Raw genomic sequence first — 21843 nt, 5'->3', positions numbered from 1 at the left:
GGTAAGAAGTTTGAAGTAGGTGCGTTTGACACACTTTACCTATGTTTGCCGATTCAGCGATCGTCGATCTCACACCCTACCGATCGACTGAAGCCTGTTCACGCTTTCCGGACGACATCTTCCCTTCGTTTGCTGGAAGTGGTCGATTCGGGATGGGCATCGACGCATCGGGCTTGCAGGCTGTCAACTCCAACATCGCGTCCACACGGGGCAAGGAAGCCCCCGCTGGAAACGGGAACATGGACGACTTGTACCTCATCCACGGCGGAATGCTCTCCGAGCATCTGTTCTGGGAAGACGTCGAGACGGCGGACGACGCCGACCTGCCCGAAGACGCACGACACGTCCGCGATGGAACCGCCGACGAAATCGACGCCGAGGGGACGCTTGACCATACGTACAAGAACCACCGCGAGCACTTCATGCCTCTTGGCTTTCTCACGTACGACCTCGTCGTCGATGGCACCCGCATCTCCGGTGCCGACCTAGCGAACCATGTTCGGGGTGAATGGGAACGCGAGACCGACCTGCAACGTGGCTGTGTGACGACTTCGTTCGTCGTCGCCGACGCAGTCACGCTTGACCTCACCGTCTTCGCTCCACACGACGGGCACCGTGTGTACGTTCGGGCCACGCTCGACGTGTACGATGGCGTCCTCGGCGAGATGGCAGAACCCCACGACGTTCGGTTCGAACCACAACTTCGATTGGCGACACGAAGTGGTCGCCCGATCTACGACGAACCCGATGCAATCACCTGCAACGACCAGACTGCAGTCGCCTCCATCACATCTGACTCGAAATACAATCCACACGAAGCGTACACGACCGTCTATGGGGTCGGTGCGACGAATGCCGACACAGAAGTCACACCGGACTCGCTCGATGCCGAGTGGGAGACGACCGTCGATGGGCCAACCACCTGCGACTTCGTGTTCGCGTTCCACCCGGTACGCGATGCCGAGACGGAGAGCGTCGAACGGACGGTACGAGGCCACGTCGATGACCTCACTGCCGCCTCAGTTGACGATCAGCAGCAACAACATGAGTCTGACTGGCGTTCGTTTTTCGCACGGACTGCGGACGTTTCGTTCGAGCGACCGGGGATCGAGTGGCGGAAAGAGGAGTATCTCCTGCACGCGAGTGAGTACCTCATGCGATGTGGACACGACTTCCGCCAGGGTGCGTCCACGTGTTTCTATCTCCATCACCAGTTGCTCTTTCACGCAGCGAAATGGTGGGATTTCCACTTCATGGTCGATGGCGTGCTCCGTGCGAATATGACGGACGAAGCGGGCCACGCTGTCGACTGGCTCGACGCCATCATGGCGACCGAAGGGCGACCCTTTTCCTACATGCTCGCCTACGATGGGCGACCACTCATCGACCCCCATCGGGAGATCGTCGACATGCAAGTCGCCGCACACGCGAGTTCCGTGTGGAAGTATTACGAGTCGAACGGCGACGACGAGTTGCTCGAATCGACCGTCTACCCTATCGTGCGTCGTGCTGCCGACTATGCCGTCGACGAACTGTTCGAGGAGAGGGACGGGCGGTATCGTCTGATCGCACTCGGGCACGATTCGGGTGGTCACACCGACCTGACGTCCAATCGAACCTTCCACGCAGCATGGTTCCTGACCGCCCTCAGGAAAGCGATCGAGTACGCCGAATCGCTCGACACCGACACGGAGGCACGGAACCGGTGGCAGACGGTGCTCGATGGATTCGAATTCGCCGCGGACGACGAGCAGTATCACTTCGCCGAGGGCGTCGAACCGAGTGACTTCGATTCGGAGCCACCCTACTTCACCTCACGATTGCTCTATCCTACGGAGGCGATGGCCGACATCGACTTCGAGAAGTTCCGACGAACCCGCGAGCGGAGCCCACCAATCCAGATAAACAAACCGTGGATGAGTTTTGCCCAAGCATCGACAGACTATCGTGCAGGGGACATCGAACGCGCCGCCGAACAGTACGCGTTGGGTCGTGACCGTGCATTTGGGATTGGATTCTTCAAGGAGATCGGGGCGTACGGAGCCGATGGAAACGTCATCCCTCCATTTGCGACGGCACACGGCGCGCACCTGACGGCGCTCCTTGAGCAGTTCGCGATGACCGATATCACCGAGGGGACTGTGAACCTACTCACGAATCTCCCACCGTACCTGCGGGGTGATGCAATCTCGTTCGAGAACGTTCGAACGCTCTCTGGAATCGTCGTCAGCGGTGACGTCGATACGCATCGTACTCGCCTCGAACTAGCGAATGCCACTGGTGCTGGTGACGTGACGTTCCGTATCCAGCCACCGATTGGCGTTCCGCGGGATGCGTTGCAGACGATAGCAGATGGCGAACCAGTAGAGACCGAATGGGACGAGAAGGCCGTCATTGTGACCCTGCCATTCGACGCCGATGAACGGAAAGAGGTGGTGCTGGAGAGCGAGCGTCGAGGGTAGCTGGTGATGAGATCTGGTTAGTGTTCGGAGCCTACTGGATTCGATACATTCGTCGCCGTTTCCCGTTGGAAGGTATCCGAAATCGTACGGGGCACCCATGGTGCCCGTCGAAAAACTGCTGCGAACAGGCCAGAGAAATGAGTGGAACGTCCGCGTTGATGCGGTTACGCTCCCGAATCGACGACTGCCATCTCTTCGGGAAGTCCAGTCACCTTCACTGGGAAGTGGCCTTCGTCCTCGACACAGACGAGTGCGTGACTGTAACCACGTTCACGAGTTCCAGGCTTGGCCTGTCGAAGGAAGGCAGCTTCACGCTCGTTCAATCCGAGTTTTTGCCGGTGTTCATCCGACAATCCCGGCAATCGCTGTAGTATTTTGATCGAAGATTCCTTTGCCAGCACTTCGGCTTTCTCGTGGACGAAGAAGTCGCTCAACTCCTGTGTGACGAGATGAATGCTCAAATTGTGGTGACGAGAGTGACGGTACGCACGTTCTAGCCAATCGAGTGTCCCCGCATTCTGCATCAAGTAGTGTGCTTCGTCGATGACGAGGATCACACGCTTTGTCGTCTGTTTCGCCCGTTCATAGACCGCGTCGAACAACAACTGCATCATCAGCGCAATCTCGCGGTCGGCTTCACCCTGTTGGAGGTCGAGATACGTGATTTTCGCATCCCGAAGATCGATATCAGATCGGCCTGCGAGATTCGCATACTCACCGTCACCCATGAACGGGCGCATACCGATTCGAAGGTCTGCGGCTCTCTCTTCCCATTTGTCGAGTTCTGTCTGTGTCGGGAGGGTTTCTTCGTCCTCGTCTCCGAGGAACGAACTTGCATCGTCTGCCATCTGTCCGAGGATGGCGAACACGTCGTGGATAGTCGGGCTCTGGTTTCCGTGCGTGTTCGGGTCTCGAGTGATCCCCTGCCATTCGTACGCCTCCTGGACTGCGCGTCCAAGGACAGCTCGTGCGTTCGTATCCAGTCCTGCACCGCTCGTATCGACGTGTGCGAAGTACGTCTCGAAAAATCCCATCACGCTCGACAGGCGTTGGGCATACGGATCGAGATCGTCAACCGTTTCGAGAACGTGTCGCGGAGTCTTCTCGATCTTCATCGGATTCAACTGCCGTGTCCCACCGACGACGATCTGGTCTGCGTCAAGCGCGTCTGCGAGCGAGCGAAACCCTTCGAGTGGGTCAATCATGATGAGGATCGTCTCGGGATCGGTTGCGATTTCACGCAGACTGAGGAGTTTCGCCGTAACTGATTTTCCAGAGCCAATCTCCGCTGCTGCGAGGACGTTATAGCCGTTCGGTCGTTGCCAGCGGTCGACGATGAGCGGGGCGTTCGTCGTCGCGTGATAACCATACCGGATGCCCGTCTCCTCGATGACGGTCGTCGTCGAGAACGGGAAGGCAGCACCCAGGGCTTCACCGAGCATCGGCGTCCGGGCACTGGGGAGTTCCCGGCTGACCGCGTCCTTGGCCACCGGACTCCCACTGATGAGTCCTTTCGTCTGGATGTAAGTTACCCACGACTGAAGTCGTGGGCTTTCCTCCGCAACGGGGTTTCGGCCCACACTTCGTCCGCCGTCGAGGGCGGGGTTGCACGACGGCAGGTCGGTCACACGGAGGGGATTCCTGCGTGGTTTTCCGACCCGTGGTCTGCGTCCGAAGCCATCTCACACCGCTTTAATTATCGGTGGACTCCCTTCACTTCATCGGCGCGTACCGCACCGAGAGGGGCGAAGCGTCATTCGCCCCCGATTTCAGGGCGTACCTACGGACGCCCCTCCGAATCAGTCAGTTTGGCTGACTCGGAGTGTACCTGATGCAACAGAGTGTTGGAAATTAACTCTAACGGTGGCAAACCCCGCCGTTCGTCGTCGTGGAAGGTGTCAGGACTGTCGGCGTCCTCCCACGACTGACGTCGTGGGCTTCCGCCTCGAATCTCTGTGAACTTCCGCGAAAAGCGTGCCGAGAGTCAGCAAGTCGAGGACAAATACCTGAATGTTTTCTAGCACGCGAAGAACGTCGCCAAGACAAATGACGTGATGGTTGCACGGTTGGGCTATCGAGAGGTTGCAACCCACTACGGCTGTGCGTACACGAACGATGGCTATCGGGTGATGGAAGAGATGGCCGAACGTGTGCCCGGTGTGACCTACAAGACATCCCGAACGTTGTCAGTGGACGACGCGATGGGTGTCGGCGGACATCACATCGAAATCACGTTCGCCCATCCTGACTTTGCCGGGTGGATGCGAGCCCACGAAGCGAACGCGGAACAAAACGGAGGACGCTGATTATAGCGTTGTAGGCATGGGGGTTCGCAGAACCCCCACTCGGGCGGCACCACACGAGATTCACACCGCACTGCCGGTGAACCATGGTGGTAGTGTGTTGGCTACTGTTACAACATCATAATCGACTACGCCCACTAGTGGTCCGTCAACCATGGACTGATGGATTCAAAGTTCTACGCTCTGATGTCCGATAGCAGATAGTTCTCTTACGGTCTGCGAGATACAGCGCGCTTATTCATATGACGATAGGAAGTTCGACGCTATTGTCTCTGACTACTCGCCCATGGGCTCAGATGGGGATGCTCCATTTCCGCCCGAGTCTTTTCCGGCGCCACCGCGCTGGCCGAGTTCCTGATCAACCATCAGGAGACCGGGACCGTCGTCACCAACGTGCTTGAGTTTATCCAGAACGGCCTGTGCTGTCGCCTCCTCCTCGACCTGCTCCGCAACGAACCACTGGAGCATGTTCTCGGTCGCGTTGTCGTTCTCTTCACGGGCGAGTGCGACGAGGTCGTTGATCATCTCGGTTATTTCGACCTCGTGTTCGTAGGCTGCCTCGAAGGCGTCAGACGGACCGGACCACTCCCTTGGCGGACTGTCAATAGTATCCAGAGTAACCCGCCCGTCGCGCTCGATGACGAAGTCATAAATTCGCATCGCGTGAGCATTCTCCTCGTCGGCCTGGGCCCGCATCCACGATGCGAACCCGGGCAGACCTTCATCCTCGTAGTAGGCCGCCATCGAGAGGTACAAGTACTCCGAGTAGAGTTCAGCGTTGATCTGTTCGTTCAATGCCTCCTCGAGCGAATCTTTGAGCATTACTTCTAGTTAACGCTCGGCCATGGCATCATTGTTGGGGTCATCGAAACCCAACCTTATTCGAAGTCCATGACTGGGTGGTGATTGGTATGCGCAGAACCGAAGATACTGACTACATCCTCTGTATTCAGCACGTCGGTTCTGGTAGCGTTTGGAGAGATGATTGGAGCTCTGCTGAATAGAGAGCGCGTATGCAGCGGTATTGAAACAGTTGCGTTGGTCGGTTGGTACCGATCTCTCCGGCGTGATAGTTTACAATATTCGTAAACTATAAGCTCGAATCTGACCTCTACTCTGGCATGGGCACAACAAAGCAGACGACCAATGATACGCCCATTTCGGAGAGCCATATCGCCATCGTGGCTTCCGAGCACTCCGTTAGTGAATCAGAACTTTCTGAAGCCATCGAACGGATATACGGGAATCTCTTCGAGGGTGCCGACGCAATTCATCAGCACTACCAGTCGGAGGACAACCCCCCTTCATACCTTGCAGCCGACGGGATTGCCGAAGTGATATTCATCACTAGTCAGATGTGGGATCGATATCAGAACGACCTCTCCGATGATATGCGCCCTGCCGTGAAGGCCGTCCATGCCGAGTTCGCACGGGACATCGGAGCGTCTACTGAGATACCCGCTTCTCGCGACCCATTCTTGATGCCGTCGAGTGTGGTCGGGGAGCTGGTTCGAGCGGGTCTCTCCCCACGCCAAGCCGAGGTGCAAGTTCTTCGAAACGCTGGGCTCACACAGACGGAAATCGGAAACCGTCTGGGTATGGCGACTAATACAGTCAAAGTCCACTGTCACCGGATCGATACTAAAGTCGCCAACGCAAACCTGCTTCTCGATCTCGTTGATGTGTGATCTGATCTGTTCGATTGCTGGATACACCCTCTACATCTTTCACGTCGGTTCTATCAAATTATGAATTTCTCTATTAGTATATAGAATATAGATTAATCAATCAATAGTGGAGTACTGCTAGCAATAGTCAAGAACGAGGTGAGTGAGACCGTGCTGAAGTGTTCCAGAATAACCAGTCAGCAGTGGGAAGATACCGTCCGATCATCGGTTAGGAATGATGTGCTTGATAGAGAGGACGTATCCATCATCGTCGTGCGATACGGGAAACTACCCACTTCCTGAACAAACAGCTATCGTCTGCGTAGACAATTATAGAGACAGAGATGATCTTAGAGGAAACCACGCGAGTGAACGCATCTCCGGAGGAGGTCTACCACTTCTTCGAAACGATGGATGTGAACTACCAACGGTGGCATCCCGATCATATCCTGTTCCGATGGAGTACTGGAGACGGGTTAGAACAAGGAGCGACCGCCTCCTTCGAGGAACGAATCGCGGGAAAGAGGCAGAAAAAGACGGTCGAGTTCACGGAGGTCGTTCCCGACCGATACATCGAGTTCAAACCCACCTCACGGCTGGTCGGGATACTTCTGCCATCGATCGGTTTTACGATCGAGCCCCACGAGAACGGCTGTGATCTTACTCAACGGATCAAGGTACGAACCGGCCCAATCGGTGCGTGGCTCAACCGGCGAGAATTCGATGCTGTCCGGACGCACATGAAAGAGGAAGGCGAGAATCTGAAGACCATCCTTGAAACCGACGACGTGCGTGCTGTCTGAAAGGCTTGCGAAAGCCAGCGTCGGGTCGTACCAGGGGCGTCGTATAACAAGACATGTATTTTGATTTCGTTGATCGATACACGTCCTGTACCAGTAGTGAGTGGACAGCTGATCGATTGCGGTCCGGAACGGCGTGCTGAATACAGAGAATATACTTCACAGTCGCAGAACAGTGATATTTAAATAATTCTATAACTCAATAGCTCAGTCAGCGTGAGAATGCGAATAGATAACTATTCCCAGTGAGACCGGGTAGGTACGCATGCCAGAGCCAGTCATCGCGTCGGTCGGCGCCTCGCCGCTCGGCCACACGAACCTCCCGGGCCGCGACCTGTTCTCGGTTGCCCTCGCAGAGGCGTTCGACGAACTGCCCGATCCTGCCGACCTCGTCGAGGCGGTGTACGTCGGCAGCCAGTCGGAAAGCTACGAACACCAGATCATGTACGGGACGCTTTTGGCCGAGTGGGCCGGACTCCGTCACGTCCCCGCCGAGCGAGTCGAGGGGTGTGCCGCCGCAGGCGCGCTCGCGTTGCGCCACGCGGTCAAGGACGTCCGCAACGGAGAACACGAGGCCGTGCTCGCATGCGGCGTCGAGAAGATGACTTCCGCGGGCACCAGCGGTGCGACTGACGCACTGTCGGCAGCGTTCGACCGTGCCATCGAGCAGCGCTCCGGCATCACCGCGCCCAGCCAGTACGCACTGCTCGCCAAGCGCTACCTCCACGAGACGGACGCTACGGAACGCGACCTTGCCGAGATCGCAGTGAAGAACCACGCCAACGCCGCTCGCAACCCCCGGGCGCAGTTTCCGAAGGAGATCGACGTGGTGACAGTCATGGAGTCAGACCCCATCGCCCCGCCACTGAAGCTCTACGACTGTGCGCCGGTCGGGGACGGCGCCGCGGCTGTCCTCGTGACGACCGCCGAGTTGGCGGCCGAACTCGACCGCCCGCAGGTGCGCGTCGCGGGCAGCGGGGCCTCCGCGAACAACATCGCGGTCGCCGAGCGAGACATGACCGACATCGCCGGCGCTCGCATCGCCGCTGAGACGGCTTACGAGGAAGCAGGCATCGACGCCGCTGCCGTCGATATCGCGGAGGTCCACGACGCCTTTACCGTCTGCGAGGCCCTGCTCGCGGAGGCCGTCGGCTTCGCCCCCGCGGGAACGGGCTATCAGAGCTACCAGGCGCCTGCGGAGCGGGCTGACGGCTGGACGGACGTGCAGTTGAGTCCGAGCGGCGGACTGAAGGCCCGCGGCCACCCCATCGGCGCGACCGGGCTCTTGCAGGCGCTCGAAGCCTACGAACAGCTCACGGGGGGCGCAGGCGACCGCGCGGTCGAAGGGGCCGAGACAGCCTTGTTGCTCAACGAAGGGGGCGTCGCGGACGCCGTCACCGTCGGCCACGTACTCACGACGACGGTGGCACCATGACTGACGGTGACCTCGATGCGACCGACTCGCGGACACTTCCAGGCTTCTTCGACGCTCTCGCGGACGGCGAACTCATGGGTGGGGTCTGTGCAGACTGTGGACAGGTGCTATTGCCGCCGCGGCCGGCCTGCTACGCCTGTGGGAGTCGCGCCATCGATGTCGAATCGCAGTCACGCGAGGGCCGGGTCTTCTCGTACACGGAGGTCCACACGCCGCCGCCGGCGTTCGCGGCAGACGCGCCCTACACGGTCGCCGTCGTGGAACTCGCGGATGGAGGCCGTCTCCTTGGGCGCGTGGCCGCCGACTATGCCGACGTCGCCATCGGTGACTCGGTCGAACTCACGGTGCGCGAGCCGACGGCCGCAGAGCGGGAGGTCGCGCTCGACTACGAGACCGACTGGCCGATCCACGTCTTCGAGCCGCGGTGAGGATCGGGCCCGGCTCCACGCAGGATATTGGTGGCCAACCAGGTGACTCAACGACCCGCCGAGCGAGTCGAGGGGTGGGTCGAGCCCGGTACACTCCTCCACGACGTGGACGCCCCGTAACGACACAGTTCGGGACTGACGTCGTACGGCTACTCGTGAGTACGGCAGTTGTATCGGTATCTATCGGCTAGTAGCCAGCGGGAGGGGGAGAGGTGGTACCGGCCACCGCGTTTATCGTCGGGAATCTACGATAGCTCGAATCGGTTCGACTAGTGATTACGATTCACTCTACTGGTAATAAAATCGCTACCCTTGATAATTGGCACAGGTGAACTTTCGAACAGTAGAGCTGTTACTCTATCAGACACCATTCTCCATTCGTGTCCTGCATATAGAGTCCGCATCTTGCAAGAGACCGGAATATGATCGGAACAATGGGATTGTTCACTCTTTCTCAAGATTTCTAATAGCCTCACTCAAAACGTCGTCTATGACCTCAGCAACAGGGCAATGCTCCTCAAACGCACTCGCAAGCGTCGAGAAATAACTTTCCGGTAGTCCGGATTGATCAACATCGTAGGTCTTCGTCATCACTTCTTGCTTATTCCCCTTATTAGTGATATTGCGTTCCTCCAGCAACGGTTGAAGTTTGCTCTGCCATCGGTCGCTATTGTAGGCCCGATGGAACTCGTCTCGAAGACGAACACTAGTTGGACAAACCAGGTAGTAAGTGAGTTCTCCTCGTGAGAACGAGCGCTTCTTTCGGATAGTGTGTCCGAAGTGAAGTCTAAAGCCCCTATCGCCCCATGTCGCTTCATTGTCAGTCGTCGGAGCGAGGTTTTCGTTATCTCGGTACCAGCCGTGACGGAATATACACCCGTACTTACCAGGATTGTCGCGCAACTGCCACCCCTCGGTCCACATATCGTCGTTCAATTGACTCCGGAACAGCGTGGGCCACTCCTCGAGGGCTCGCTGGCGGAGAGTCTCAGCAGCATCAAGTAACTCGTCAATGTCGACCCTATACTCACTGAGCAATCGTACCTTCTCTTTCTGTATGACTGTGTAGTCGTCTTCGTCCATACTTATCACCGTGCTAATCGTCGTTAGGAAATCCTCTAGTTGGGCAACGCTCCGCTCGGGATACCTCCCGTGAGACCGCCTGAGTCGATCCTGAAACGCACTGACTACATGCCGCCAGGAGAGATCTCGAAACTCCTCAGCGCGAGCGTCTGCAGCATACTGCTTCGAGAGGAACAGATAGTGCTGTCCACCCTCGGGATACTCGCACTTCTCTTCGTTCCCAACGTGTGCGTCTTCGACGTAGCGTTCTGTCTGATGCCTCCCTTCTGAAGCGTCGACTTTCGATTCGATCCAGACGAACCACTGCCCAGGGGCTCGAATCAAGATATCGAGCCGGTTGTTCTGGGGAGAGGTAAGTTCGGTATCGACCTTTATCCCCTGTAGATCTCGATGATAATACTCGAGACCGGCTGCTGTCTCTTGCTGCATCGTATCGAGAAATGTTTTCAACAGATCTTGGCCGAATCCATGGGGCTGGGATGGGTCAAGGAAATACGCCAAGAACGTATTCCAGTTCTGCTCTGAGCGCGTTGAGCCGAGAATCCTGAAGGTCGATTTTGGTGGTTCAGGAACCTCTGGCAAGGCTTCGAGCGAGAGTCGGAGCTCTCGAAATTGATCTTCTAGCTGCTCACTTGTCGCCATCATCCAACGGTAATCATGAATCATAATAAACTCTCGTCTAAAATGCGCATGAGAATATCAATCGAAACACTCTCTGGACGTATTATCCTGTGAAGCTGCAGAACGAGGGCAATATGGATCATCGTCTCTCAGGAGGATTCTCTGTCCGACAATACAGACAGACTAAACGAATTTAGATTCTTTCGATACTCACGCTCAACAGTATTGCAGGTTGTTTTTTCGCCCCTCAAGGGGTGCGGGGCGTTCCAGAACGAGCGTCTCGATGAGGAATGATTTCGATGATACGCAGCGACAGCTACGCAACCGGCTTCGACGAAGACGTACCGAGCGAACTAACCAACCAGTGTCCCAGATGCGGTGGTCTGGTTACTCCAACGTAATTGAAACGGTCTGCGAGGACTGTGGCCTCGTCATTGATGGCCAACGAACCAATCACAGGCCGGAATTCGCATGAAAGACCTCCTAATGCAGTTCACTGGCCGGTCACACAGCACCGTCATCGCCGAGTGCCGGCAGTGTGGAACCACGGTCGAGGTCGAAACTAGCGAGTGTCCAGAATGCGACCACAACGGGATCGCGATTTACCGATTCGATTGACCGACCTAATTTCCTTTCGACCCTTACTACAAGAGAGTCCATTCTGCACGCGGCGCGAGCGTGTTTTTGTTGCCCCCGAGGGGTGCGGGGCGAATCAGATGTGCCTCGTGGAGCGAGTATGTCCAGTAACAACGTCCTCTCCCACCTGACGTTCACGAACCAAGTTGCAAAGCGCGCCCAGTACGAAGCCCTCGAATTTTCACTCACAACGAGGGGTGTCCTCGTTCGCAATACTAGTCATGCGAATCCGGCCGATCACGAATATCTCGTCACCGTTCGCGACGGAATACCGATTACCTGTGAGTGTCCTGCGGACGACCGCTACGATGGGGCATGCAAACATCGGGTTGGCGTTGCGATCCGAACACCACTCCTGCAAGCGGCGACAGACCACTCCCTCGTTGCAGACGGCGGGACACAAATCGAGAAGGAAGCTGAAACCCATGCGGGAGACAGCGACAGTGACCAGCCAGCGGACTGTGACTGTGATGGACTGGGTGGGTTTCCGTGTTGGCCTTGTGTGCGATCCGGGCGTCGCGAGCTCCCGGAAGAGTAGTGCAAATCTCGTGTGAATCTGCTCCTCTCGCAGAGTGATTTTATTGGCGCCGGCGATGGGTGCCGCCGCATCACCCGGTGACGCAACATGTAGTCGCGTACTTTGGCAGATAAAGGTAAGATCAAATATTCAAAACCTCCGACATCATAGTAAGACGACTTAGTGACCACCGACAAAAGAGTATTCAATTCTTATGTGACATTTGGTGAAGAAAACGAAACAGAAATAATTCAGTGTACGATAGATATATGACCGATAATCCCCTTGGCTTAGAAAACACAAGGAGGATAGTGATGGACTTGACTGACACTCCCGACGATGTCCGAAAACCGAACGAAGAACCGCCCGACTTCACTGATTGGGATGCACCCGAAGCGGTTCTGAAAGGTGGCCCAACGCGAGAGCGACTCCTCGGAGTCATCTTGCAACTACGTACTCCGACAAAAGTAGCCGACATCGCAGCACAAGCAAACTGTGATACCGAAACCGCACGAGACTACCTGGAATGGTTCACCTCGATGGGGATGACGCGCGAGATTCCAGGCCGGCCTGTGCGATACGAGCGAAACGAGTCGTATCTGCGGTGGCGCAGAATCGAACAGATTCGAGAGCAGTATTCGGAGAGCGAAATTGTCGAGGAACTCAAAGAGACGATGGCGCAACTCGAAGAATATCGAGCGCGATTCGACACCGACAGTCCGGATGATGTGTCGCTCGTGGATAAGAGTAGAGAGTCGTCGGTCGAAGAGCTATGGGAAACAGTGAGTGAGTGGAAGACGCTTGAGCGACGTGCAGAGTTGTTAGATACGGCGCGTCAGAACGGCCATCCGTCGAGTGGTGGTGCAAAAGTCGATGCCTGAAGACCGGTCGGTTGACGACGATACCGTCGCGGAGGATGTCGGTGGGATCGATACCGAAGTTCTCGAACAAATCGGACAACACCTCAAACAAAGCCACCGATTCTCGGAGATCGTGTTCCAGCCAGGCTATGCGCCGAGTTCAGTCGTGGCAAAGTACGATATGGGATACTTTCCGGCAGCCATCGATCGTGCGTATCTTCAGGTTCGATGGTACGAGACGGACGATTTCAACGTCCACTTCTCCGAACAATACAACGACGGTGACCGATGGGAGTGCCGGTGGGATCGCCATCCGAACGGCCACAACGCCCGCTCGCATTTCCACCCACCACCGGATGCAACGACACCCGGTAACGATGCAGAATATGCACGAGATTGGCGGGATGTACTCTCAGGTATACTCGGGGACTTAGACGACCGAATCAAAGCATTCTGGGAGAAGTAAAAACGTCCTGTCCCAACTAACGTTCACCAACCGAGTAGCAAAGCGCGCCCAGTAGGAAGCCCTCGAATTTTCACTCACAATAAGGGGTGTTTGCGTTCGGAATGCGAGTCACGCGACTCCAGTGTGAGTCTGCGCTTCTTGCAGGAGGATTGAATCGGCGCCGGCGATGGGTGCCGGCGCACAGATGAAGTGTTGTGTGATGGAGTTGTGTCGAATCAGTGCGTCGGCAAGGTGACCGATATGCACCAGGTAATTTACGCACTCGTAGAAGCATCGACAGAAGAGGCGGCATTTGCATGTGGAAAAGCAGCGTTTGACCGATTAGTCGGCGTTGGCCCCGACAATGCTGCTATCTTTGACTACTACGTGACGTTCGATGACGAGAGATCATCTATTGCGGGGAAGGCTCGGTGGGGCGAACTTCCGGTCGTCGCACTGGTAGACTCCGAAGACGGAGCAGAACTCCTGGATTCTGGCTGGGAGGCAACCAGACAGGAATTCGAACGAAATCTCGAACTCCTCCGAATGGGCATATCCGCCAGATGAGGACTTGAAGACCGGCTCCACCGAGGAGTTCGTCGAAGGCTACCGGCTTGGATAGTTTATTGCCGCCGAGAGTGCGCTGGACGTCCTCAGGTATAACTACAATCTATTTGATACCGGTGATCTCCTCGCGATGTGGGAGGACGACAAGTAAACTATCACGGGTTCCACTCGAAATGCGTCGAACAGACGTCTGACACGACGATCACCACAGAATTGACTTTTATTTGCTATTATCGATTGTCTTCTGCTTGTAAGCATCGATTACTCTCCTTAAGCAAGTGTATAATAAAATGCGCGGCATGTCTTGCTGAAAACAGCGAGCGTCACAAAGGAGCGATCGGAGCGCGTGCCACTGACATCCACACTCGACGCTCGCTCACACTGCCCCCGCTTGCGCAACCCTCCGGAAAGCAGTGAGGGAAGATGGGAGAGGGAGAGCGTGGGGGGAGCGCGTTGATCGAGGACCATTACTGGCTGATGAAGATGCGTCCAATAGGCTTTTTGTTCCGCGTATGAGCTGCTAGCATATATTCTTCGATATTTTACACAGAACGACCCCTAGTTCGGAGTATAACCCTCCGTGGACGCGCTTACTGCCGACTCGATCTCGGCTTTCACGTCGCCAAGCTGCTTTGTGAACGATGGACATCCATTGCAAGTACAGAGTTGCTCGGGCGCGAATCAATGCCTCCGTCGCGCCGTGGCTCGGATGGAATTACAGGGTCGACCAGAATTTATCTGCTGGCACGGCGAACGCACCTACTGAGGTGTGAGAACACGTGAGTTCTTTTCTGGTAGTCTACGGGACGGGCGAAGGCCAAACGGCGAAGATCGCAGAACGGATCGTGGCCACAATCAGCGAACGTGGCCACAAGGCGAGAGCGATCGACGTGCGTGACCGGCCGGAATTGTTCACCCTGGAAGAGTACGATGCCGTCGTCGTGGGTGCGTCGATCCACGTCGGCAAACACCAGGACGAGGTTCGCGACTTCGTCACCGACAATCGAGACGTCCTGTCTGGAATGCCGACCGCGTTCTTCTAGGTGTCACTCTCCTCGGCGAACGAGGAGAAACGCGAAGAGGCTGCAGGGTACGTCGAGTCCTTCCTTACGGAAACCGAGTGGCATCCGGATCGAATCGGGCAGTTCGGCGGTGCGCTTCGGTTCTCCGAGTACGGATTTCTCAAACGCCTCATGATGAAGCAAATCGCAAAAGACCTTCTCACCGGAGAGCAGAAACCGAACGGTGACATCGAGTTCACCGACTGGGACGCGGTCGACGCCTTCACAGCGGATGTCGTGGCGTTTGTCGAAGGCCGCCTCGGCGTTGCCCCGGACACCACCGAGGATCCGTCGGCATGACGGCATCGCAACCGCCTCGACGCCTCACTCGGCACTACCTTGTTTCGTCGACCCTTACCCTCCTGCTTACGATCGTGGCAGCCGGTGTCGGACTGTTGGTTCCCCAGTTCTACCGAGACGCTGAAGTCCTCCTCCCACAGTTGTACGGGCAGGATCTACTGACGCTCGTCGTCGCCGTTCCCATACTAGCCGGCGCCCTCTATTACACATATCAGGGCTCACTCCGTGGTTACGTCGTTTGGCTCGGTGTCACCGGCTACCTTCTCTATACGTACGCTTCGTATGCATTGCTCACAGCATTCAACGAGCTCTATCTTGTCTACGTCGCGCTGTTCGGACTGACGTTGTTCACGCTCATCGGCGGGATCGCTCGAATCGATCCGATAGACCTGAAGGAAGCACTCGACGGTCATCCAGTCTGTGGATACGTCGCCTTCCAGGCACTCGTCGCCGGACTCGTGGCGCTGATGTGGCTCGCCGAGGTCGGCCCTGCGAGTCTCGCCGGAACCAGACCCCCGAGCATCGCCGAGACGACGCTTCCTGTGCCCGTCATCCAGTCACTGGATCTCGGCGTCGTTGTCCCGTCGTTCGCTCTCTCGGCGGCTCTCCTCTGGAAGCAACGAGCGTGGGGCTACGTCTTTACTAGCGTCCTTCTCGTGAAAGGCACCACACTCGGTCTCGCGGTTCTCGCCATGATTGTATTCATGCTCCAGAACGGTCAAGCCGTCCCCCTCCCCCAGATCATGCTGTTTGGCCTCCTGAGTCTCACTGGCCTCGCCCTCGTGACTCGTTTCATCCGAGCCATTCCCCCCAGTGCCTCTACAACTCAACCACACGCCGGTGCTGAAACACAAACTGACTGAACAGTTCGAAGCCTGGAACGAGTGGGATTCTGGCTCTCGAACAGCTTTAACACGTGCGAAGCGACAATCCACCCGCAACCTACGTGGACGGCCGCCAGGGATGGACGCACCTCGGTGGCTATCTCCATGCCGGGATAGGGCGATACGACGGTCCATCGCGGTAAGCCACTGGGAACAAGCGAAGTAAACTCTTGAATGGCGTCTCATCGACAGCGGTGTGAAGACGCGGGGTCAGAGTGATAGGCGCCCTGGTGTACATCGTCGAGAGGTTCGGAAATACAGTGCCAAATCTGGTGAAAACACCGACAACGAGGCTTCTACAGAATAATCAAGGCGAGCGCCTCTGGGCTCGACCCCCGAGACGGTTCACGTCTCATTTGAAGGCCATCCGGGTTCACGACAGATCAAGGTGGATCAAATGGAGTTCAGCACGCACGTTCGGGAACGCCGGTGGATGCCAGTGGCCGGGTACGGGCTGTTCGTCGCTCTGATGGTCGCCGGGTACTACTACAACATCACGTTCGTCCAACTGGGACTCATCGATCTTGGGACACGCCTCGTCGGAATGTCGGAGACTGCCGTCTCGATGTGGATGGCGGCGCTCGCGCTCGTGACGCTCGCCGTCGCGGCCGTGACCGGCGTGACGATGGACCGACGCGGCTGGAGCACGGACCTCCGAACGAAGCTCCGACTCCTATTCGGTGTCGTCTGCGTCCAGTTCGCGCTCACGCTCGTTGCCCCGATGGTCCGGACTGTTCCCACGTTCGGCGCGTGGATTGCCCTCGCGTCAATCGGGCTTGGAGTCGGATTTCCCGTCTCGTTCTCGCTCGCGATCGATCTCGTGCCGGTGCCGGACCGAGGGTACGTCGCCGCGGCGATCACGGCGATCGCGTACTTTTTCGCGAATGCGATTCCGCTCTCCTGGTCGATCGACGTCTTCAGTCAGTTAATGGTCGTCGCGATGGCACCAGGTATCGTCGTGCTGGCCGTCCTGTCGTTCGTCCGCGTCAATCGTCTCGATGCGATCCTCGACGCTCTCGGAGCACAACACGAGATGTACGGCACTGGACGATTCTGCCACGAAAACCCGATTCGGGTGCGGAGTCTGGCCTTCGTCGTCCCGGTTGTCTTGATGTTCGGCGTCTTCTTCATCGATAGCCTCGGGTTTCTCCGCATCATCGACACGCCATCGCTCCTGCTGAGTTCCTGGCAGTCACCCGACGGCTCGACGCGCCTATTCATCGCCGTCGCACACGTCGTCGGTGCGGTGATGGCTGGCGTCATCTACGCGAACTACTCGCTCTCGCGCGTCTTCCTCTGGACGTTCGCCCTGTTCGCCCTCACGCACGTCATGTACACGTCCGACCTGCGAATCGCCGAGGTGTTCCCCACGATCGCGGGCGGCGGCACCTCACCCCTGAATCCTGCCCTGTACGCGATCGCCGTGAGCTTCTACACGACGCTGAACTTCGCGCTCTGGCCGGACCTCTCTACGCCAGAGACGATCGGCACCCACTCTGCGATCGGGGTCGGCGTCGCCGGGTGGCTCGCCACGTTCTCGAGCACTGCGCTCGCGCTGTACTTCCAGGCGGCTGACCTCACGCTCCTCTCACATCTGAACGTGGTGCAGGCGCTCTCCCTGCTCCTCTTGTTCGGACTCGCGGTCGGCCTATACGCCAGACGGATGGTCGAACTCGCTCGCGAGCACGGAGGTGTGAGTGCATGAGTCCGACGGAAGCCATCCCGCTTCTCATCGTCGTCCTCCTCATGATCTCCATCGGGGGCGGCGATGTCCAGGAGATGTCCGTGACGTTCCAGGGCGACAACGACGTCGATTCACTCGCGGACGTCCACGTCGTCGCCGGCGGGACCACCACCGTCCCCGGCGACGCGATCGTCGAGGGCGACATCTACGTGATCGGTGGGTCCGCAGACATCGACGGCACTGTCGACGGCGACGTGACGCTCCTCAACGGGAATCTCTCGGTCAATGACGGCGCGACCGTGACCGGGGCTATCCAGACGTATTCGGGATCGGCTGCAATCAGCTCGGACGCGTCGGTCGGTCGCGTCTCGCAGTTCGAGGCGCCCACCCCGTCAAGCTCGCCCGCACAGCAGATCGGAGCCTTCCTCCTGCAGTTCCTCGTCCTCAGTGCGTTCGGGTGGTGGCTCGTCGAGCGGCACCAACTAGTCATCGAGAACGTCGGCGCGGCTATCACCGAGCACGCGCTCGTCAATGCCGTCGTCGGCAGCCTCGGCGCAACGACCCTCCTCGTGCTCTTCGTCTACATGGCGTTCACCCTCATCCTACTCCCGGTCGCCATCGTTGGGCTGTTCGCCGAGTTCGTAGTCATCCTCTATGGCCAGACTGTATTCGGATACCTCATCGGGACACGCCTCCCGATCAAGCGCGACGGTGTCGCCACGCTCGCTGGGATCGCCGCGTTCTTGCTCGCCCTCGAGCTCTTTGGGCTCGTGCCGTACCTCGGCGGGATAGCGCAACTCGCCGTCGCAGTCATCGGGTTCGGCGCCGTCCTGAACACGTACTTCGGCCTCCAGCGATTCGAGCCCGTCACCATCCCCGGAGGAACCTAGCAATGTCCACAGCGTTTCCCCACCCGAGTACCCAAATCGAGGTGTCTAGGCGATGGTGACATCACTCCACATGGGCTGGCGGCATGTCCTGTTCGCGAATTGGCCCGTCGACCCTAACCTCCTCGACGCCCATCTTCCGTCGACACTCTCGGTCGATACCTACGACGGCGACGCGTGGCTCTCCGTCGTCCCCTTCACGAACGTCGACGTTCGCCCGAGGTGGGTTCCCGACGGCTGGGGATTCCCGCTCCCCGAACTCAACCTCCGGACATACGTTACTCACGACGGCCACGACGGAGTGTACTTCTTCAGCCTCGACGCCCAGGGCATCTTGGGCGTCGTCGGCGCACGCCTCTTCCACCACCTCCCGTACTATTACGCGCGGTGCTCGCTCACCGAAGCTAACGGCGATGTCCGGTTTCGGAGCAGGCGATTGCATCCCGGTGCTCGCCCAGTTCACTTCGAGGGGACCTACGGTCCATCCACCCCGGAACTCGACGTACAGTCGGGCTCGCTCGAAGAGTTCCTCACCGAGCGCTACCGATACTACACAGAGGCACAAGACGGCTCGCTCCGGTACGCGGCCATCGACCACGGGCCGTGGCCGCTGTACGAGGCTGACCCGGCCATCGAGATCAACACGTTGTTCGAGGCTAATGGGTTCGCCCACCCTGAGACCGAGCCCGTACACTACTACAGTCCCGGCGTGACGACGATCGCGTCAGCAAACCACCGGGTGTAACTGAATGCCGTCACGTTCGCACGCCGTCGCTGTCGCCGACTGGTCGCCCCGAGCGATACTCCTCGGGTACACCGCCCTCACGTACGCCATCTCGTGGTCGCTGTGGAGCGTATGGCGATCAGCGAGACCAGGTCGACACCCACAGGAACGGTCTTGTTCGTACTCGGCGGGCTCGGACCGTTTAGCGCGAGTGCCGTCCTCGTTCGGACAGCAGACCGATCCTAGGGGGCGTGGCTTCGTAGCATCTTCGAGGTTCGCATCGCGCTGCGGTACTACGCGCTCGCCTTGCGCTTCCGGTTGCCCTGTTGCTCGGTGCCGCTGTGATCCACGTAGTCCTCTTCGATGGCGTCGTGACGCCGGACCTGCTTCCGGGCGTCATCGAGTATCCGCTTTTCCTCGGGTTCGTCGTCCTGTTCTGCGGCGGGCTCGAGGTACCTGGCTGGCGCGGGTACCTCCTACCGGCACTCTAGGAGGCGTACAGTCCGCTCACGGCTGGACTCCTCGTTGGCGTCGTCTGGGCCGGGTGGCACCTTCCGCTAGTATTTATTCCAGGTACCATCCAGCACACGCTCCCACTCGGCCTCTACCTGCTCCAGCTTGTCGAACTCTCGATTCTATTGACGTGGCTCACGAACCGGGTCGACGGAAGCGTCCTACCAGCGATTCTCTTGCACGCGGGCGCCAACGCACTCCTGAATTACTATCCGGTCGGGGGAGCCGCGGGTGCGACGACACCCCTCGGGCTCGGACTTCTCGTTATGATGCTCACAATTGCCGTCGTCGCCCTTGTCATCAGTGCTGGGCCGTCGCTTGGCGTTGCCCGTCCGGCTCGTTAATGTATTTGTCAGCAGAGCACGATACTTGTCCGTATGGCGGCGTCGAACGCGACCGGGCTGGTCGGTCTGGTGTCGAAGCGAATCGGGCGGTACGTCAACCACGACGATGTCCTCGTCCGGTTTGTCTCCCTATGGGTCGTCGTCGCGAGCGTGTTTACGACGGCGTGGGTCCTCAGCTACCTCTTCCTTCCCTAGGGACTCTTGTGCCCCCAGGGGTGCGATCGGTGTGATGACGTTCTCGACAACGCTAGTTACAGAGATAGAACATGCATATCATCGTCTGTTGAGTGTACTCTCATATATGGGTTGCACAGAGCGACAGATCGAGGATTGGAGATATACAATCCGGGTCCGATTTTCACACAAGAGTTTCCTAGCGAGCCATTCGTATACCGAGTATAAAAAGAGCTATACCAATAGAAACACAGAGTTTCACGAATCGCAGAGGCACTCGTGCTTCTTCGCGGAGAGGTTAACGACGAAGAGATGCGTCTCAGAAGCGAGTTCGTACATTTTCTCAGCACGTTCTCGGGCGGCCAACCCATCCTGGTAGTACGTTTTTGCGCGATGGTTGCGCCACAAGTCTTTGAGATCTGCAGCGACAGACTCTGCTAGAATTCCTCGGGTCGCTGCTTCCCGATACACACCCGGATGCGTTCCCGGGAGATCCCCGGGTTCGATACCGCTTTCGAGAAGTTTGAACTCGATAATGCGCTCAATCGCGACGAACGATGCTTCGATGACGATGGTGTAAAATCCGCTGTCCAGCAGTATCTCTGCGCCAGCAAGAAGTCGACAGGACTTTCGAAGCTGGAGAATATCTGCACTCTCCGTATCGAGTCCGTCTTCAATATCGGATGGTCTGCGATCGAAGGCTGCTTGTACGTTATCGACGAGCGACTCGATTCGATTACCGCTCATCTGCGAGTATCTCCTTTTTGACTTGCTGGAACTCATTCCCGCCGTGAATGGTAATTCCCTCACGGAACATCTCTCGGAGTTTCGTGCCAGCACGCCGTGCGCTCTCAACGGATTCGACATACGATTCAAACTCGTAGCGATCACCGTCGAATTGTTCGTCTCCCAGCTCAGTAGCAACCTCTGTTACGATTCGTCGAGCGACAGTCCGATCCCCCTCAACGAGGACAAAGAGATCGATGTCGCTCTTCCGATCTGCTTCTCCCCGTGCAACGCTTCCAAACACAAGGACACCAGTGATGTCCTGGATCTCATCAGTGTCACCGAGGGCATCTTGGATCCGCTGAACATACTCCCGTATCGGTTGGTGATACTCTGGTTGTTCGATGGCGAGGATGGGCTCTGATTTCTCTATGTGCTGTGTGTCGATAGAGACGTACTTTCGCTGTGTGGTCTCTCGGATCTGAATGATACCCAACTCATCGAGCAACTCAAGTGCTCGCCAGACAGTTGATCGGGAATAGTCGGTTTCTCGACCAAGTTCTTTCAGCGTGAACTCCGTATCATGAGCATCAATCAATACGCGGAGAATGTCGTCAGCGGCGCCGAGTCGGAAAATCCGTGAATCGTCGCCTGGATGAATTTGGATACATGCCCTTATACCTCGTTGCTCCTCATCAATCATCGTTCGATTCTATGCAACA

At 57.5% G+C, this 21843-nt stretch carries 20 protein-coding genes and 4 pseudogenes; 19 read left to right on the top strand and 5 right to left on the bottom strand.

Annotated elements, in window-relative coordinates; all coding sequences use genetic code 11:
* Nucleotides 1–41: 41 nt before the first annotated feature.
* On the top strand, nt 42–2462 hold the full coding sequence (locus tag ACR3FE_RS17780) for a glycosyl hydrolase family 95 catalytic domain-containing protein (protein ID WP_458208743.1): 2421 nt from the start codon (nt 42–44) through the stop codon (nt 2460–2462).
* A 164-nt stretch (nt 2463–2626) separates the two neighbouring features.
* Here the strand turns inward: ACR3FE_RS17780 and ACR3FE_RS17775 are convergent, their stop codons facing one another.
* The gene (locus ACR3FE_RS17775) at nt 2627–4090 is read right to left on the bottom strand and encodes a VirB4 family type IV secretion system protein (protein ID WP_458208742.1); all 1464 of its coding nucleotides are present in this window, start codon (nt 4088–4090) and stop codon (nt 2627–2629) included.
* A gap of 426 nt (nt 4091–4516) precedes the next feature.
* On the opposite strand from ACR3FE_RS17775, the gene ACR3FE_RS17770 reads away from it, so the two are divergent.
* Nucleotides 4517–4768 (top strand): hypothetical protein, encoded by a 252-nt coding sequence (locus tag ACR3FE_RS17770; RefSeq protein WP_458208741.1) that lies wholly within the window; start codon nt 4517–4519, stop codon nt 4766–4768.
* Nucleotides 4769–5041: 273 nt separating this feature from the next.
* On the opposite strand, the gene ACR3FE_RS17765 is transcribed toward ACR3FE_RS17770, so the two are convergent.
* Nucleotides 5042–5587, bottom strand: a complete 546-nt coding sequence (locus ACR3FE_RS17765) for a ferritin (protein WP_458208740.1) — start codon at nt 5585–5587, stop codon at nt 5042–5044.
* A gap of 299 nt (nt 5588–5886) precedes the next feature.
* On the opposite strand from ACR3FE_RS17765, the gene ACR3FE_RS17760 reads away from it, so the two are divergent.
* From ACR3FE_RS17760 to ACR3FE_RS17745, 4 genes are all read left to right on the top strand, one after another.
* A complete protein-coding gene (locus ACR3FE_RS17760; protein WP_458208738.1) occupies nt 5887–6453 on the top strand; it encodes a DUF8048 family protein in 567 nt (188 codons plus the stop codon).
* 323 nt (nt 6454–6776) lie between these two features.
* A complete protein-coding gene (locus tag ACR3FE_RS17755) occupies nt 6777–7235 on the top strand; it encodes an SRPBCC family protein (RefSeq protein ID WP_458208737.1) in 459 nt (152 codons plus the stop codon).
* 262 nt (nt 7236–7497) lie between these two features.
* Nucleotides 7498–8667, top strand: a complete 1170-nt coding sequence (locus ACR3FE_RS17750) for a thiolase C-terminal domain-containing protein (protein WP_458208736.1) — start codon at nt 7498–7500, stop codon at nt 8665–8667.
* Complete coding sequence (locus tag ACR3FE_RS17745) at nt 8664–9095, top strand: Zn-ribbon domain-containing OB-fold protein (protein WP_458208734.1); 432 nt, start codon at nt 8664–8666, stop codon at nt 9093–9095. Before ACR3FE_RS17750 ends, ACR3FE_RS17745 begins: the two co-directional genes overlap by 4 nt.
* Nucleotides 9096–9539: 444 nt before the next feature.
* Here ACR3FE_RS17745 and ACR3FE_RS17740 read toward each other — a convergent pair whose 3' ends face one another.
* A complete protein-coding gene (locus ACR3FE_RS17740) occupies nt 9540–10820 on the bottom strand; it encodes a PD-(D/E)XK nuclease family protein (RefSeq protein ID WP_458208733.1) in 1281 nt (426 codons plus the stop codon).
* 278 nt (nt 10821–11098) lie between these two features.
* On the opposite strand from ACR3FE_RS17740, the pseudogene ACR3FE_RS17735 reads away from it, so the two are divergent.
* From ACR3FE_RS17735 to ACR3FE_RS17675, 13 genes and pseudogenes are all read left to right on the top strand, one after another.
* Nucleotides 11099–11268 (top strand): annotated as a pseudogene (locus ACR3FE_RS17735) (transcription initiation factor IIB family protein); the annotation flags it as partial.
* A gap of 267 nt (nt 11269–11535) precedes the next feature.
* Nucleotides 11536–11973, top strand: a complete 438-nt coding sequence (locus ACR3FE_RS17730; protein ID WP_458208732.1) for an SWIM zinc finger family protein — start codon at nt 11536–11538, stop codon at nt 11971–11973.
* A gap of 293 nt (nt 11974–12266) precedes the next feature.
* A complete protein-coding gene (locus ACR3FE_RS17725; RefSeq protein ID WP_458208731.1) occupies nt 12267–12833 on the top strand; it encodes a DUF7342 family protein in 567 nt (188 codons plus the stop codon).
* The gene (locus ACR3FE_RS17720; RefSeq protein ID WP_458208730.1) at nt 12826–13278 is read left to right on the top strand and encodes a toxin-antitoxin system TumE family protein; all 453 of its coding nucleotides are present in this window, start codon (nt 12826–12828) and stop codon (nt 13276–13278) included. The genes ACR3FE_RS17725 and ACR3FE_RS17720 overlap by 8 nt, the downstream gene beginning before the upstream one ends.
* A gap of 240 nt (nt 13279–13518) precedes the next feature.
* Nucleotides 13519–13812 (top strand): annotated as a pseudogene (locus ACR3FE_RS17715) (DUF7995 family protein); the annotation flags it as partial.
* 791 nt (nt 13813–14603) lie between these two features.
* A pseudogene (locus tag ACR3FE_RS17710) lies at nt 14604–15185 on the top strand (flavodoxin domain-containing protein).
* Nucleotides 15182–16048, top strand: a complete 867-nt coding sequence (locus ACR3FE_RS17705) for a hypothetical protein (protein ID WP_458208728.1) — start codon at nt 15182–15184, stop codon at nt 16046–16048. Before ACR3FE_RS17710 ends, ACR3FE_RS17705 begins: the two are co-directional and overlap by 4 nt.
* Before the next feature lie 418 nt (nt 16049–16466).
* Nucleotides 16467–17774 (top strand): MFS transporter, encoded by a 1308-nt coding sequence (locus tag ACR3FE_RS17700; protein ID WP_458208727.1) that lies wholly within the window; start codon nt 16467–16469, stop codon nt 17772–17774.
* On the top strand, nt 17771–18643 hold the full coding sequence (locus ACR3FE_RS17695; protein WP_458208726.1) for a DUF8173 domain-containing protein: 873 nt from the start codon (nt 17771–17773) through the stop codon (nt 18641–18643). The genes ACR3FE_RS17700 and ACR3FE_RS17695 overlap by 4 nt, the downstream gene beginning before the upstream one ends.
* A gap of 52 nt (nt 18644–18695) precedes the next feature.
* A complete protein-coding gene (locus ACR3FE_RS17690; RefSeq protein ID WP_458208725.1) occupies nt 18696–19385 on the top strand; it encodes a YqjF family protein in 690 nt (229 codons plus the stop codon).
* Nucleotides 19386–19705: 320 nt separating this feature from the next.
* Nucleotides 19706–19855, top strand: a complete 150-nt coding sequence (locus tag ACR3FE_RS17685) for a hypothetical protein (protein ID WP_458208723.1) — start codon at nt 19706–19708, stop codon at nt 19853–19855.
* 69 nt (nt 19856–19924) lie between these two features.
* Nucleotides 19925–20221: pseudogene (locus ACR3FE_RS17680) on the top strand (CPBP family intramembrane glutamic endopeptidase); the annotation flags it as partial.
* A 33-nt stretch (nt 20222–20254) separates the two neighbouring features.
* Entirely contained in the window at nt 20255–20416 is a 162-nt protein-coding gene (locus ACR3FE_RS17675) for a hypothetical protein (protein ID WP_458208722.1), read from the top strand.
* A gap of 237 nt (nt 20417–20653) precedes the next feature.
* Here ACR3FE_RS17675 and ACR3FE_RS17670 read toward each other — a convergent pair whose 3' ends face one another.
* Both ACR3FE_RS17670 and ACR3FE_RS17665 read right to left on the bottom strand, forming a co-directional pair.
* Nucleotides 20654–21142, bottom strand: coding sequence for a DUF8154 family protein (locus ACR3FE_RS17670; RefSeq protein WP_458208721.1), 489 nt, complete (start codon nt 21140–21142; stop codon nt 20654–20656).
* Nucleotides 21132–21824, bottom strand: coding sequence for a nucleotidyltransferase domain-containing protein (locus ACR3FE_RS17665; RefSeq protein ID WP_458208719.1), 693 nt, complete (start codon nt 21822–21824; stop codon nt 21132–21134). Before ACR3FE_RS17665 ends, ACR3FE_RS17670 begins: the two co-directional genes overlap by 11 nt.
* Between the last annotated feature and the right edge of the window lie 19 nt (nt 21825–21843).

It is taken from the genome of Haladaptatus rarus (genome assembly GCF_054177585.1).
Note: the sequence above shows the minus strand (reverse complement) of the source record. Positions and strands in the feature narration are given on the sequence as shown.

Coding starts and splice junctions, on each gene's coding strand:
- ACR3FE_RS17780 (WP_458208743.1), top strand. CDS start 42: ATGTTTGCCGATTCAGCGATCGTCGATCTCACACCCTACCGATCGACT.
- ACR3FE_RS17770 (WP_458208741.1), top strand. CDS start 4,517: ATGGTTGCACGGTTGGGCTATCGAGAGGTTGCAACCCACTACGGCTGT.
- ACR3FE_RS17765 (WP_458208740.1), bottom strand. CDS start 5,587: ATGCTCAAAGATTCGCTCGAGGAGGCATTGAACGAACAGATCAACGCT.
- ACR3FE_RS17760 (WP_458208738.1), top strand. CDS start 5,887: ATGGGCACAACAAAGCAGACGACCAATGATACGCCCATTTCGGAGAGC.
- ACR3FE_RS17755 (WP_458208737.1), top strand. CDS start 6,777: ATGATCTTAGAGGAAACCACGCGAGTGAACGCATCTCCGGAGGAGGTC.
- ACR3FE_RS17750 (WP_458208736.1), top strand. CDS start 7,498: ATGCCAGAGCCAGTCATCGCGTCGGTCGGCGCCTCGCCGCTCGGCCAC.
- ACR3FE_RS17745 (WP_458208734.1), top strand. CDS start 8,664: ATGACTGACGGTGACCTCGATGCGACCGACTCGCGGACACTTCCAGGC.
- ACR3FE_RS17740 (WP_458208733.1), bottom strand. CDS start 10,820: ATGGCGACAAGTGAGCAGCTAGAAGATCAATTTCGAGAGCTCCGACTC.
- ACR3FE_RS17730 (WP_458208732.1), top strand. CDS start 11,536: ATGTCCAGTAACAACGTCCTCTCCCACCTGACGTTCACGAACCAAGTT.
- ACR3FE_RS17725 (WP_458208731.1), top strand. CDS start 12,267: ATGGACTTGACTGACACTCCCGACGATGTCCGAAAACCGAACGAAGAA.
- ACR3FE_RS17720 (WP_458208730.1), top strand. CDS start 12,826: ATGCCTGAAGACCGGTCGGTTGACGACGATACCGTCGCGGAGGATGTC.
- ACR3FE_RS17705 (WP_458208728.1), top strand. CDS start 15,182: ATGACGGCATCGCAACCGCCTCGACGCCTCACTCGGCACTACCTTGTT.
- ACR3FE_RS17700 (WP_458208727.1), top strand. CDS start 16,467: ATGGAGTTCAGCACGCACGTTCGGGAACGCCGGTGGATGCCAGTGGCC.
- ACR3FE_RS17695 (WP_458208726.1), top strand. CDS start 17,771: ATGAGTCCGACGGAAGCCATCCCGCTTCTCATCGTCGTCCTCCTCATG.
- ACR3FE_RS17690 (WP_458208725.1), top strand. CDS start 18,696: ATGGTGACATCACTCCACATGGGCTGGCGGCATGTCCTGTTCGCGAAT.
- ACR3FE_RS17675 (WP_458208722.1), top strand. CDS start 20,255: ATGGCGGCGTCGAACGCGACCGGGCTGGTCGGTCTGGTGTCGAAGCGA.
- ACR3FE_RS17670 (WP_458208721.1), bottom strand. CDS start 21,142: ATGAGCGGTAATCGAATCGAGTCGCTCGTCGATAACGTACAAGCAGCC.
- ACR3FE_RS17665 (WP_458208719.1), bottom strand. CDS start 21,824: ATGATTGATGAGGAGCAACGAGGTATAAGGGCATGTATCCAAATTCAT.